The sequence below is a fragment of the Halorientalis sp. LT38 genome (genome assembly GCF_037031225.1).
Lineage (GTDB): Archaea > Halobacteriota > Halobacteria > Halobacteriales > Haloarculaceae > Halorientalis > Halorientalis halophila.
Window position 1 is genome coordinate 1,959,740 of sequence record NZ_JAYEZN010000001.1, and the last position, 12,684, is coordinate 1,972,423.

Below are 12,684 nucleotides of genomic sequence, written 5' to 3' on the forward strand. Positions count from 1 at the left end.
GTCGGGGCATGACCGCGAACGAGGACCATTACCGGAAGCTCGAAGCGATGTACCACGGCTCGAACGTCACCGAGCACGTCCCCGCGACGCTCTCGATCGAGGAGGGCGCGGCCGAAGTCGAGATCCCCGTCGGCGAGGAGTACCACCACGCGCTCGGGGGCGTCCACGGGTCGATCTACTTCAAGGCGCTCGACGACGCGGCCTTCTTCGCCGCCAACTCCCTGGTCGAGGACGTGTTCGTGCTGACGACGGACTTCAACCTCTACATGGAACGGCCGGTCTCCTCGGGGACGATCCGCGCCGAGGGCGAGGTCCTGAACGACAACCCCAGCCAGTTGATCGCCGGCTCAATCGTCCGCGACGAGGAGGGCAACGAACTGGCCCGGGGGACGGGTACCTTCCGGAAGAGCGACGTCGAACTGAGTGCCGAGATCGGCTACGAACTGGCGTAGGCTCGCGCTACCGGAAGAGCCGCCGTTTCAGCAGATCCGGCATGGCGTCGATCAGTTTCGCGACCAGGCGCCACCGCCGCGTGACGTAGGCGTGGCGGCGCTCGTTCTCGATCGCGCGGCGGATCTGCGTGGCGGCGGTCTCGCGGGAGGCCTTCCAGAAGTCGCCCCCCGCCAGTTCCGTGTCGACGTAGCCCGGTTCGATCGTGGTCACGTCCACGTCGGCGTCGAGTCGGCCCGCCCGGTAGCGCAGCGCGTCGAGGTAGTTCGAGACGAACGCCTTCGACGCCCCGTAGGCCGGCGCCTCGCCGTTGCCGAAGCGCGAGGCGACCGACGAGATGCCGACGAGGTGCCCGTGGCCCTGGGTCTCGAAGCGGTCCATCGCCGCGGCGGCCAGCGCCGCGAACCCGCGGACGTTCGTGTCGATGGTGTCCAGTTCGGGGCCCCACTCCAGCCCCGGGTTCTCGAAGGCGACGCCGGCGTTGAGAACCACCAGATCGACGCCGTCCATCGCGTCGACGACCTCCCCGAACGTCTCGCGGGCCGCCTCGATCTCGGTCACGTCCATGCGCGCCACGTACGCTTTCGTCGGGAGGACCCGCCCCAGGTCCTCGAGCAGTTCCCGCCGTCGGGCGGTCAGCCCGACCTCGTAGCCCACGTCCGCGAGTTCCCGCGCGAGCGCCTCCCCGATCCCAGACGACGCGCCCACCACGACCGCTCGCTGTCTCGCCTCAGCCATACTGGGTGTTCCGTCGGGTTGCCACATTACTCTGCGGGTCCAGTATTGAGGGGGTGGCGTCCGCGCGGGGCCGGAACCCGGGAGTCCGCGTCCGTCCGAACTGCGTGAGGCCGGGCTCGGCAGTCGAATGAAACGAGTCTGCCGGCGTCCGTCCGATCCCGTTCGGATTGACTACAGGTAGCATCCATCTTTACAATGCGTTCGTCCTTGGTGCGTGCCATGGGTTCAACCCACACGCACGATTACGTCGTGGTCGGGGCCGGATCGGCCGGCTGTGCGATGGCACACCGGCTCTCCGAAGACGGGGACGCCGACGTCCTGCTCCTGGAGGCCGGGACGCCGGACGAGAAAGACGAGATTCACGTCCCCGCGCTGTTCGGGGAGCTATTTAAAACGGACGTGGACTGGGAGTACTACACGGAGCCCCAGTCGGAACTGGGCGACCGGGAGCTGTACTGGCCCCGCGGGAAGACGCTGGGCGGGTCCAGTTCGATCAACGCGATGATCTACATCCGGGGCAACGAACTCGACTACGACACCTGGGCCGCGCAGGGCAACGAGGGCTGGGGGTACGACGACATGTTGCCTTACTTCAAGCGCGGCGAGCACTTCGAGCCGGGCGCCGACGAGTTCCACGGCGAGGGCGGACCGCTCAACGTCACCGACCAGATGGATCCCCACCCCACCTCGGCGGCGCTGATCGAGGCGGCCGAGTCGGTCGGCATCCCGCGCAACGACGACTTCAACGGGGCGACCCAGGAAGGGGTCGGCTACTACCACGTCACCCAGGAGGGCGGCGCGCGGTGTTCCGCGGCGGCGGCCTACCTGAAGCCGGCGCTGGATCGGGACAACCTGACCGTCGAGACGGGCGCGCAGGTGACCGAGGTGACCGTCGAGGGCGACCGGGCGACCGGCGTCGTCTTCGAGCAGGACGGGGAGCGCCACGAGGTCGCCGCCGAGTCCGAGGTGATCCTCAGCGCCGGCGCGGTCAACTCCCCGCAGTTGCTCATGCTCTCGGGGATCGGCCCGGCCGACCACCTCCGCGAGCACGGGATCGACGTCGCGGTCGACAGCCCGGGCGTCGGCCGGAACCTCCAGGATCACCTGTTCGCGTTCACCGTCTACGAGCGGACGAGCGGGCCGCCCGACCCCGCACCGACGACGAACATCGCCGAGAGCGGCGGGTTCGTCCGGACAGATCCGGACCTGGACGCGCCGGACTTACAGTTCCACTTCGCGCCGGTCTACTACATGGAACACGGGTTCGCCAACCCCGAGGAGGGCATGGGCTTCTCCATCGGCGCGACGCAGGTCCGCCCGGAGAGCCGTGGGCGGATCGCGCTCGACTCGGCCGATCCGTTCGACGACCCCGTCATCGATCCCCGGTACCTCTCCGACGAGCGGGACCTGGAGGTGCTCGTCGAGGGGATCGAACGCTCGCGGGAGATCGCACAGGCGGCCCCGCTCGACGAGTACCGCGGCGACGAGGTCTGGCCAGGCGAAGACGTCCAGACCGAGGACGAGATCAGGGAACACGTCCGCGAGACGGCGCACACGGTCTACCACCCCGTCGGGACCTGCAAGATGGGCGACGACGACGCGGCCGTCGTCGACGACCGCCTGCGCGTCCACGGCGTCTCCGGCCTCCGGGTCGTCGACGCGTCGGTGATGCCGACGCTCACCAGCGGGAACACGAACGCCCCGACCATCGCTATCGCGGAGAAGGCCGCGGACCTGATCAGAAACCGGTGAAGACGATCGGCGTGGGCGTGAAGGTGAGGACGGCGAACACGAGCGTCACGGCCGCGACGGCCTGCCGCCGGGCGTCCACGGGCGTCTGGTCGAGGGGGTCGGCCCCGCCGAGACGGGTGAAAAGCAGGGCCAGCAGCCCCCAGAAGCCCCAGAGGCCGGCGACCATCCAGGCGTCCAGGATCGCGTAGGTGTAGGCGGCCAGCCCGAACAGGGCCAGGGGGACGAGTAGCTGGAGGCGGTCCAGCCAGTCGCCGATCAGCGCCCGGAGGACGTGCGCGCCGTCGAGTTGCCCGACCGGGAGCAGGTTCAGGAAGGTGACGAACGCGCCGACCCAGCCGCCGATGACGACGGGGTTGGCGATCAGCGACGGGTCGCTGTAGCGGAGCGGTTCTCCAAGCACCAGCGCGATGCCCTGGATCAGCGGCGGGTAGCCCAGCCGATACTGCTCGGCGATGGACGTGCCGGCGGCCGCCCCCACGTCGACGGGGGGCAGGGAGACGCCGATGGCGGTGACGACGATCGTCGCCCCCAGGCCCGCGAGCGGCCCGGCGACGCCGATGTCGAAGAGGACCCGGCGGCTCGGGATGTGCTCGCGCATCCGGATCACCGCGCCCCAGGTGCCCAGGAAGTTCGGCATCGGGATGAAGTAGGGCAGCGAGACCTCGACCTCGTGGTACCGGGAGAGGGCGTAGTGGCCGAACTCGTGAATCCCCAGGACCGTGAGCACCGAGAGGGCGAAGGGCCACGCCTGCAGCAGCAGTTCGGGGTGCTCCTCGACGGGGAGCCCGTACCACCGGGCGCCGGCCAGCAGCGTCGTCCCCACGGTGATACAGAACAGGAGGACGTTCGTCCAGGGGACGCCCTCGACGCCCGTCGATCGCTCGGTCGCGACGAGGACGTGCTCGCCGGTCTCGCGGGCGATCCGGACGCGATAGCCGCGTTCGCGAAAGAGCGGGGCCAGTCGCTGGAGGGCCGCCTCCTGGGCGCCGCGCAACTCCCCGTAGTACCGGACGTCGCCGTCGTCGACCTCCACGTCGTAGACGCGGAAGAAATCGGGGAGCGACTCGGGGTCGGGCACCTCCGGCGGCAGCGACGCAGGCGTCGACGACGGCGGAGTCGACATCGGCGGCGCTAGGGACGCGACGGGTAAATACCTGTTCGCACGCCAGCGGGCGGGTGCGGGTCGGGCAGCGTCACTGGCTCGGGGCAGTCCCCGGCGGCTCGTAGACGTACACGAGCGCGTCCGTGACCACGAGGTATCGGCCGCGGTCCGGAACGTGCAGGACCCGCGTCTCGCTATCGATCGCGGCGTCGACCAGCGCGTCGAGCGAGGCGACGGCGAAAGTGGGACGCGACGCGACGTCGCCCGCGAGCGCCCCCGTGGTGATCCAGTCGTCGTAGGCGGCGCGGTCCGCGGCGAAGGCGAGGCGTTCGCGCTCTTCCGCCGACACCGCGAGGCGGCCCGTCAGCTGGAGGGTCCCCAGCCCGACGAGTCCGGCGCTTCCGACCAGCAGGAGCAGGACGGAACCCACGCCACGCACCGGCCCGTAGGTCGCGGGGACCGTCGCGGTGTCCGTCGTCTCGACGGCAGTCGTCTCCCGGTCCCCCTGGGAGACTGCGTAGGTGGCACCCCCGAGACCGAGGTGGAGTTCGTAGGCCTCGGTCAGGTCGACCGGCCGCCCCTCGATGGTCCCCCGCACGCGAACGGTCGTCCGGACGGTCGCCTCGGGGCGGCCGGGGTCGCCGCCCAGGTCCGCGTCGATGCGGTCGGCGCGGTCGGCCAGCGCCGAGACGTTCACGCCGAACGGGACCCTGACCACACCGTCGCCGGCGACGGTCGTCGATTCGCTCCCGGCGAGCGGGCGCGTCTCGCGCCAGTACTCGGTCTCGCCCGTGCGGTCGACCGAGCGCGTCACGAGTTCGGCCCGGGTCGTCACCGTCACCGGGTCGTCGTGCGGCGAGTCGTAGCGGTAGACGAGCGTCCCGTTCAGGACCGGGGCGACGCTCGTGAAGTAGACCGACCGGTCCCGCAGCGTCGTCCCCGCGGGGTACAGGTCCGTGGACCGCGCGACCGTCGCCCGGTGGTCGTAGCCCCCGCTGCGCTCGAAGAGGACCTCGGTGCGCCGTTCCTCTGCCGTGCCCGGGGCGACGTGCGTGTCGAAGACGAGCAGACCGCCCCCGGCGAGGGCGAGGACACCGAGAACGAGAAGGAGCGTCCGCCAGTCGGCGAGCGCCACCCGCAATCGGTCCCATCGGTCGACGGCCGCAGAGTCGGCGGTCGACGGCGGCGGCGTCATCGCACCCACCGCCGGAGTCGGACGCGAAGCGGCACGGGGCGAGTTCGGGCCGCCAGCCCGCCGCGAGCGACGAGGACTCGCCCGACGAGCAAGACGGGGCCGGCCACCAGCGCGTCGACGACCAGGATCGGGAGCCACGGATGGATCCCGCGGAGCGCGGCCAGGACGGACGTCGGCAGCACGGCGAGATAGCGGTCCTCGACGAGCGCGTAGCGGTAGTAGCCCGTCGCCGGTGGCGCGGTGATCGAGACCGTGGCGTTCGTCGCAGTGGTGCCCTCGACGGAAACGTGGTCGGGCGTCACCGCCACGGCGTCGTCGGGCGCTTCGAGGAAGGCCACGACGGGTACGAGCCCCGGGTTCCGCAGCGAGTAGTTCGTCGTCTCGGTCGTCCCGGCTTCGATCACGCGCGGCCCGGGCGCGTCGGTGTCGGCGCTGACCACGTCGAGTCGCGTCGCACCGGCCGGGAGCACCACGCTCGCGGTCGTCACGGCGACGACGAGGACGACCAGCGCGAGGACGAGCGCGTTCCCGTCCAGCGACGGCCCAGCGCCCTCCCGCGTCGGGCGCCGGTCCGCCCGGACCGTCCCGACCAGGTAGAGGGCGACACCGAGGACGCCGAGGACGAGAACGAGTCCGGCGTGGGCTCCGAGTCCCAGCGCGGTGGCGACCGGGGCCGCGAGCCCGCGGATACCAGTCACGACTCGGCCGACACCGGGGAGCACCAGGACGTCGCCGCCGACGGCGAGGGCGGTCGCGACGACCTGTTCCTCGCGGACCGGCGGCTCGACGCTCTCCTGGTCGGTCACCGCGTTCGCGTCCCCCTTCGTGACGTAGCCCGCGTCGGTCACCGCGACGACCCGGTGCGTCGTCAGCCCCCCTCCCTGGAGCCGTTCGGCTCGATAGGTCACCACGTCGCCGGGTTCGACGGGGCCCGCGAGCGCGGCCGGGACGGCGACGAAGCCGTCGCCCGGCTGGAGGGTCGGCGCCATGCTCCCGGTCTCGACGTAACTCAACAGCACGGGCTGCCCGAGCACCAGGCCGAGCAGGACGGCGACCGCCAGGCAGGCGACGAGGAGTTGTCCGCCGCGCACCAGCAGGCGACGCGCGGTCACGACGGCGCCTCCGCGGGACCAGTACAGGCGACGGTCACCGTGCGAGTCGCGCGGATTTCCGTGTCCGGGCCGGTCGCGACGATCGATAGCGTCCACTCCTCCTGGAACTGCCCGCGACCGCCGCAGACGACCGCGGCGGTGACCGTGGCGGTCTCGCCGACCGACAGCGGGCGCACCCACTCGTCGGTCCCCGAGCGCGGCGGCCGGGCGTCCGGATCCGCGATGGTGACCCGAACCGTATCCAGGTCGGCGGGCAGCCGGTTGTGGAGCCGCAGCAGCCCCACCTCCCGCTCCCGGCCGTTGGCCAGCGGCGGGTCCAGCGGCTCGAGGCCGAGGGACGCCTCGGCGTCGGTGCCGGTCGCGATCGACGCCGCGCGGTCGGCGCTCACGGCCGTCGTCCCGGCCGAGCCGGTGACGGCGAGTGCGACCGCCAGCACGACGCACGCGACGCCGAGCCGTGCGAGTGCAGTCACGGTCGGGTCCGGACGACCGAGGTCGTCAGTGCCGGGCCGGGCCGGCGTGCATTCCGCATTCAGTCGTCACCGACCGCTTCGGCGTTCAGGAAGCCGTTCTCCATGAGCTGGCGGTCTGTCGGCTCCATGTTGTCCGGGTCGGTGACGAACGAGTCGCCCGGGAAGAAGTTCGCGTCCGGGAAGGCGGTCTCGTCGACGTTCCAGTCGGCCCCGGGGAAGAACGTGCTGTCCGGGAAGAACGCGCTGTCAGGGAAGAATATGCTGTCGGGGAAGAACGTGCTGTCCGGGAACGCCGTCGCCGGCGTCACCACGACCCCGTTCGCCATGACGGTCGCCTCGGCGTCGCCGAGGACGACGCCGTCGGCGGCGACCGTCTCACCGGGGACGTACACGAGGTCGTCAGCGGCGAAGGCGTCCGAATCGAACAGCGTGTCCGGGAACCAGGTCTCGCCCGGCTGGAACGCCGCGTAATCCGTGTAGTACGCCTTCGGCACGGCCGAAGCCGGGAGCGCGACGTAGCTGTCGCGGAGGTAGGCGTCCGCGGTCTTGCTGTAGAGCGCGCCGTCCGAGTTCACGAAGGCCGTCCCGTTGACGAGCAGCGAGGAGTTCTCGCGGTCGAATTGCGCCGCTTCGACGGGCGCGTCGCCGCCATCGCCGACGATGGCGTTCGCGTTGATACGCACGGTTTCGAGGAGCGTCGTCCCGACGTCGACGCCGCGCGTGTCGATACCGATCCCCACGGTGACGGACTCGCCCGGTGCGAGGGCGACCGCGCCCTCGGGGCCGGCGTCGAGCGGCTGGAAGGATCCGAAGCCGGTGATGGCCGTCCCGTCACCGCCGTCGGAATCGGGGGCGTAGAAGACGACCTCCTCGACGCCGTCTTCGAGCCAGACGCCGACGGTCTGGGTCCCCTGGTTCGTCACCGTGAACACGTCGTCGATGCGCGTGCGAGCCTCCGTCCCGACGCCGGTGTCTCCGGCGATATCGAGACTCAGGACGCCGTTCGCGTCGACGGTCGCGTACGCGCCGTTGGGGCCGTCCGAGGGTGCCAGACCGAGCACCTGTTGGTCGTCGTTGACGACTTCGACTGCGGCCGCCCTGTCGGCGGTGATCGCGGTGAACGCGCCGGTTGCCGTGACCGCTGCCACGACGACGGCGAGTCCGAGCGTTGCCACTGCGAGGTTCCGTGTATAGCGTGTACTCATCGTTTCCCCCGCCGAGACCCCATCAGCAGGGACCGACCCACCGGCCCGTCCGAATCGTCTCGACTGGTTACCGTCAAGAAGCCAGCTGCGCATATATAAGTTGTCGTACACTTGACGTTCAGACGTTCACGGCGTGAACGTTTCGGCAGAGTGCGTCCCGTGAGGCTCTCCGGACCGATCGCTCGATCCAGTGTTACTCCACGAAGAACCGATTACGGAGAAATATCAGCTGCCGTCACTTTCGTCGCCGCGGCCCGGTACTCGTCGAGCGTCCCGGTCGCCCAGTCGTGGAGCCGGGGGTCGGTCGCCTCCAGAAGCGCCTGTGATCGCCCCCGGTCGTCGTCGATGCCGAGCGAGATCAGGTCGTCCGCGACGGCGAGGATGTGCGGGATCTCGCCGTCGTAACGGAAGACGGTGGCCGCCGACGACGCTGTCAGGTCCCGGAGTTTCGCGGCGAGATCCGGGTCGCTCGCGACGACGGAGAGGACCTCGGCGGTGACGATCATCTCCAGGGTCAGTTCCCCGTCCATGACGCGTCGGTGGACGGTATCGACGATCGCCGGGGTGAACGCGTGGGAGAGCATCGCCAGATCGGTGGCCTCGCGCACGGTTTCGTGGGCGCGCCGGAGCGCGGCCTGGGGGTCCGATCGCTCGGGCGTGACCACCGTCGCGTCCGCCAGCCAGGTCACGTCCAGTCCCAGATCCGCGAGAGGGAGCCACTCGAGCACGTCTCCGAGGGTCGCCGCGGCCGTGAGCCGGTCGTCGAAGTCCGCCAGGGCATCGGCCACGACCTCACCCATCGGCGTCAGCGCGTACGCGTCGTCTCGCTGCCGCACCCAGCCGAACTCGACCAGATCCGCGAGCACGCGGCCCGCGGTCACCCGGTTGACGTCGGCCTCCCGCTGGAGCGTCCGCCTGTCCCGCGGACCGGCGGCCAGCGTCTCGAACAGCCGAATCCGGTTGCGCGACCCGCCGAAGAACTCGAGGGCGTCGAACACGTCGGTCATCTCTCTGGAACGGGTATGGGAACCGACTTGAGTCTACCCGCTCGGCCGCGAGTGCGGCGGTACGTCGCGGCCGCAGAGCGACGACAGCCCCGTCAGTCCTCGACTTTCACCAGCTGCTTGCCGACGTTGACGCCCTCGAAGAGCCCGAGGAACGCCTCGGGCATGTTCTCGAAGCCCTCGGTGACGGTCTCGCGGTACTGCACGTCGCCGGCCTGGACCCACTCGGCCAGCTGTTCCGTGGCCTCGCCGAACCGGCCGGCCCAGTCCCGGACGAGCAGCCCCTCGACGCGAGCGCGGGTCTCGATCAGGCCCGCCAATTTGCGGGGCCCCATCGGCTGCTCGGTGGCGTTATAGAGGGAAATCTGGCCGCAGATCGCCACGCGGGCGCGGACGTTCAGGTGGGCGAACGCGGCGTCCGTGATCTCCCCGCCGACGTTGTCGAAGTAGACGTCGACGCCGTCGGGACAGGCCTCGCCGACCGCGGCGTAGAGGTCGTCGGTCTCTTTGTAGTTGATCCCCGCGTCGAAGCCCAGGTCCTCGGTCAGCCAGTCGATCTTCTCGTCGGCACCCGCGATGCCGACGACGCGACAGCCCGCGAGCTTGCTGATTTGGCCGACGACGGAGCCGACCGCGCCCGCCGCACCGGAGACGAGGACGGTGTCGCCGGGGTCCGGTTCGGCGACTTCCAGCGTCCCGAAGTAGGCCGTCCGGCCGGGCATCCCCAGCACGCCCAGCGCGGTCGAGACGGGCGCGAGGTCCGGATCGACGGGCTGGAGCGCGTCGCCGTCCGCGACGCTGTACTCGGCCCACCGGAGGTTCCCCGTGGCGACGTCGCCTTCCTCGAAGTCGGGGTGGTTCGATTCGACCACGTCACCGACCACGCCGGCTTTCATCACGTCGCCCACGTCCCACGGCTCGGCGTAGGACTCGGCGTCGCGCATCCGGCCGCGCATGTACGGGTCGACCGAGAGGTAGCGGGACTCGAGCAGGACCTCCCCGTGATCGGGTTCGGGCACGTCGCCCTCGCGCAACTCGAAGTTGTCCATCGTCGGTTCGCCGGTCGGGCGACTCTCCAGGATCCACTGCCGGTTGGTGCCAGCCATGACTCCGGGAAACGGGTCTCTGCCAGTTCAGTGTTCGGTTCGGCGAACCCGCCAGCTCGGCCCCCGAGGCTCCCGACAGGCCCAAACGGCTCCCTTCCCTAGGCGGGGCCATGGCAGACGACACCCCCGAGGTGACCGCGGACCTCCCGGACAGCCCGATTCACACGACAGGGACCGACCACATCACGCTGATCGGCAGCAACGAGGCGGACACGATCGAGTTCTACCGCGACCTGCTGGGGATGCCGCTGGTGCTCCGCCAGCCCAATCTCGACGACCCCTCGTCGACGCACCTCTTCTTCGACACCGGCGACGGCCGGATCATCACCTTCTTCGTCGGCGACCGACCGTCGAACCAGCAGCCCCCGCGGGGCGGCGTGGGGGGCGTCCACCACCTCGCGCTCTCGATCGACCCCGAGCGGTTCGTCGAGATCCGGGAGGCGCTCGAGGACGCCGATCGCCACTACAACGAGTTCGACCGGGGTATCTTCCACTCGCTGTACACCCGCGACCACAACGGCTTCCTGCTCGAACTGTCGACGGACAAGTTCTCCGTCCCCGACGAGCGCAAAGGGGAGGTACTGGCGACCGCCCAGCGCATCCGCGAGGAGGCCGGCGCGGACTTCGCCCGCGAGGAAGATATGGAGGCGGCGCTGAACGAACTCGGCATCGAGTACGAGAAGGTGGAACTGCCCGACGCGCCGAGCGGGTCGACGTTCTGAGCAGCCACCGGTTTCCCGTCGTCTGAGAGAGCGGAGCGCTCTCGTGATGTCGCCAGACGTCTTCGACTTCTGACTGCTAACCAGACCGCTCCGCGTTCTGGTACTGACGAAAGGCGCGAAGCGCCCCCATCAGTGAACAGTCGACACACACCACCGGTATCATTTACCCGTCGTGGACCGGTTGGGAGAGTATGGAGTCGTATCCTGGCTTCCACTCGCTCGAGGACGAGCGGGCGGCGTCCCTCGCCGTCGAGGGATCACTCCCCGAGTGGTTGACCGGGAGTCTCATCCGCAACGGCCCAGGAACCTTCTCGCTCGCCGGCGGCGAGAGCGTCGATCACTGGTTCGACGGTCTGGCAATGTGCTACCGGTTCACCTTCGACCCCGGCAACCAGGCCAGAGGATCCACCACCGGAGCGGAGGACGCCGTCCACTACCGGAACCGATTCCTCGAAACGGACGCCTACGAGGAGGCCCGAACAGGGCAGTTCACGGGCGGGTTCGCCACCGGTGAGACCACGCTTCGGGAACGCCTCAGAGCGTTCGTTACCGAGCCGTACGACAATACCAACATCATCGTCGAACGGATCGGCGACCGCTACCTCGCGCTGACCGAATCACCGCGCGCCGTCGTGGTCGATCCGGACACGCTCGGGGTCGAGGGACACTTCCAGTACGACGGGTCTGCACCCGTCGGTCAGCTCGCGTGCGCCCACTTGAAACGCGATCCCGCCACGGGGACGATGTTCAACTTCGAGACGGAATTCGGCCGCACCAGTACCTATCACGTACACGCCCTGACAGACGACGGCGGACGGCGACACGTCGGCAGCGTCGAGACGGATGCGCCAGCGTATATGCACAGCTTCGCGTTGACTCCACGCTACGTCGTCCTCACGGAGTTCCCGCTCCGGGTGAACCCGCTCACCTTCCTCACACCGGGGCGGCAGGCCCCGTTCATCGAACAGTTCGAGTGGCAGCCAGACCGCGGAACTCGGGTGATCGTTATGGATCGATCCAGCGGCAGGGTACTCGCGGAGCCCGTCGCGGATGCCGTGTTCGGTTTTCACCACGTCAACGCGTTCGAGCGGGACGGCGGGACGGAACTCGTCTTCGACGTGGAGACCATTCCGGACGCGACCGCCATCGGGGAACTCTCCCTGGAAAGCCTCCGCGACGGTGATCTGAACGCCATCGCGGGGCGTCTCGAGCGATTCACTGTCGACCTCGGGGGCGTGACGGGACGTGCCCGATACGGCGCCGAAGACACAACTGTAAGCCGGGAAATGCTGTACGACGATGGCACGGCCCTGCCGACAGTCTCGCCGGCACGCTGGTGTCGGTCGCACCGCTACGTCTACGCGATGAGTATGGACCAACCGGCGACCGAGTGGGCGACCGGCGTGGTCAAGTACGATACGGAAACCGGCGACGTGAGCGAATTCGATAGCGGCGGCGACTACTTCGGCGAGCCAATATTCGTCCCCGGAGACGGCGCTACCGAGGATGCCGGCGTGGTGCTGACGGTGGCTCTGGACGTCGACGCGGGCCGCTCGCGCCTGCTCGTCCTCGACGGTCAGCGGTTCGACGAGCGGGCGCGAGCCGTCCTCCCTCACTTCGTCCCCTTCGACTTCCACGGCCGGTACTTCCCCGAGGTCCGGGCGAAGCCCGCCGGTTGACTGCAGCCCCCTGGACCAGTGGTGCGGCGCAGGACTTCCGCAGCGGGCTATCCCGTGATGCGATCTCGGGCAAAGACGAGACTGTCAAGGAACCCTTCTTGCTGGATATGCGCCCTGTATGCAGCAGAGTCACCTGATCGTCAACG

At 69.5% G+C, this 12,684-nt stretch carries 12 protein-coding genes; 4 read left to right on the plus strand and 8 right to left on the minus strand.

Annotated features, from left to right (window positions below; translation table 11 throughout):
• Window positions 1-8: 8 nt before the first annotated feature.
• Window positions 9-452: a PaaI family thioesterase gene (locus U5918_RS09970; protein WP_336001201.1), complete on the plus strand. Its 444-nt coding sequence runs from the start codon at window positions 9-11 to the stop codon at window positions 450-452.
• Between the two features lie 7 nt (window positions 453-459).
• Here the strand turns inward: U5918_RS09970 and U5918_RS09975 are convergent, their stop codons facing one another.
• On the minus strand, window positions 460-1,188 hold the full coding sequence (locus U5918_RS09975) for an SDR family NAD(P)-dependent oxidoreductase (RefSeq protein ID WP_336001202.1): 729 nt from the start codon (window positions 1,186-1,188) through the stop codon (window positions 460-462).
• 219 nt (window positions 1,189-1,407) lie between these two features.
• Between U5918_RS09975 and U5918_RS09980 the strand changes: the two genes are divergently transcribed.
• Entirely contained in the window at window positions 1,408-2,940 is a 1,533-nt protein-coding gene (locus U5918_RS09980; protein WP_336001203.1) for a GMC family oxidoreductase, read from the plus strand.
• Here the strand turns inward: U5918_RS09980 and U5918_RS09985 are convergent.
• The 7 genes from U5918_RS09985 to U5918_RS10015 all read right to left on the minus strand — a co-directional run bounded on the left by U5918_RS09985 (window position 2,927) and on the right by U5918_RS10015 (window position 10,137).
• Complete coding sequence (locus U5918_RS09985) at window positions 2,927-4,063, minus strand: site-2 protease family protein (protein WP_336001204.1); 1,137 nt, start codon at window positions 4,061-4,063, stop codon at window positions 2,927-2,929. The two genes, U5918_RS09980 and U5918_RS09985, sit on opposite strands and share 14 nt — an antisense overlap.
• Before the next feature lie 70 nt (window positions 4,064-4,133).
• Entirely contained in the window at window positions 4,134-5,237 is a 1,104-nt protein-coding gene (locus U5918_RS09990; protein WP_336001205.1) for a DUF5305 domain-containing protein, read from the minus strand.
• Window positions 5,234-6,349, minus strand: coding sequence for a signal peptidase I (locus tag U5918_RS09995; RefSeq protein ID WP_336001206.1), 1,116 nt, complete (start codon window positions 6,347-6,349; stop codon window positions 5,234-5,236). The genes U5918_RS09990 and U5918_RS09995 overlap by 4 nt, the downstream gene beginning before the upstream one ends.
• Complete coding sequence (locus U5918_RS10000; protein WP_336001207.1) at window positions 6,346-6,822, minus strand: hypothetical protein; 477 nt, start codon at window positions 6,820-6,822, stop codon at window positions 6,346-6,348. The genes U5918_RS09995 and U5918_RS10000 overlap by 4 nt, the downstream gene beginning before the upstream one ends.
• A 59-nt stretch (window positions 6,823-6,881) precedes the next feature.
• Window positions 6,882-7,997: a DUF1102 domain-containing protein gene (locus tag U5918_RS10005; RefSeq protein ID WP_336001208.1), complete on the minus strand. Its 1,116-nt coding sequence runs from the start codon at window positions 7,995-7,997 to the stop codon at window positions 6,882-6,884.
• A 242-nt stretch (window positions 7,998-8,239) separates the two neighbouring features.
• Complete coding sequence (locus U5918_RS10010; RefSeq protein WP_336001209.1) at window positions 8,240-9,034, minus strand: helix-turn-helix transcriptional regulator; 795 nt, start codon at window positions 9,032-9,034, stop codon at window positions 8,240-8,242.
• A gap of 92 nt (window positions 9,035-9,126) precedes the next feature.
• Entirely contained in the window at window positions 9,127-10,137 is a 1,011-nt protein-coding gene (locus tag U5918_RS10015; protein WP_336001210.1) for an NADP-dependent oxidoreductase, read from the minus strand.
• Between the two features lie 110 nt (window positions 10,138-10,247).
• On the opposite strand from U5918_RS10015, the gene U5918_RS10020 reads away from it, so the two are divergent.
• Together U5918_RS10020 and U5918_RS10025 are read left to right on the plus strand one after the other, a co-directional pair.
• Window positions 10,248-10,859 carry a VOC family protein gene (locus U5918_RS10020; RefSeq protein ID WP_336001211.1) on the plus strand — a complete coding sequence of 204 codons (612 nt, stop codon included), beginning with the start codon at window positions 10,248-10,250 and terminating at the stop codon, window positions 10,857-10,859.
• 191 nt (window positions 10,860-11,050) lie between these two features.
• Window positions 11,051-12,538 carry a carotenoid oxygenase family protein gene (locus tag U5918_RS10025; protein WP_336001212.1) on the plus strand — a complete coding sequence of 496 codons (1,488 nt, stop codon included), beginning with the start codon at window positions 11,051-11,053 and terminating at the stop codon, window positions 12,536-12,538.
• Window positions 12,539-12,684: the final 146 nt, after the last annotated feature.

Excerpts from the sequence above, each read along its gene's own strand:
- U5918_RS09970 (WP_336001201.1), top strand. The coding sequence starts at position 9 with ATGACCGCGAACGAGGACCATTACCGGAAGCTCGAAGCGATGTACCAC.
- U5918_RS09975 (WP_336001202.1), bottom strand. The coding sequence starts at position 1,188 with ATGGCTGAGGCGAGACAGCGAGCGGTCGTGGTGGGCGCGTCGTCTGGG.
- U5918_RS09980 (WP_336001203.1), top strand. The coding sequence starts at position 1,408 with ATGGGTTCAACCCACACGCACGATTACGTCGTGGTCGGGGCCGGATCG.
- U5918_RS09985 (WP_336001204.1), bottom strand. The coding sequence starts at position 4,063 with ATGTCGACTCCGCCGTCGTCGACGCCTGCGTCGCTGCCGCCGGAGGTG.
- U5918_RS09990 (WP_336001205.1), bottom strand. The coding sequence starts at position 5,237 with ATGACGCCGCCGCCGTCGACCGCCGACTCTGCGGCCGTCGACCGATGG.
- U5918_RS10010 (WP_336001209.1), bottom strand. The coding sequence starts at position 9,034 with ATGACCGACGTGTTCGACGCCCTCGAGTTCTTCGGCGGGTCGCGCAAC.
- U5918_RS10015 (WP_336001210.1), bottom strand. The coding sequence starts at position 10,137 with ATGGCTGGCACCAACCGGCAGTGGATCCTGGAGAGTCGCCCGACCGGC.
- U5918_RS10020 (WP_336001211.1), top strand. The coding sequence starts at position 10,248 with ATGGCAGACGACACCCCCGAGGTGACCGCGGACCTCCCGGACAGCCCG.
- U5918_RS10025 (WP_336001212.1), top strand. The coding sequence starts at position 11,051 with ATGGAGTCGTATCCTGGCTTCCACTCGCTCGAGGACGAGCGGGCGGCG.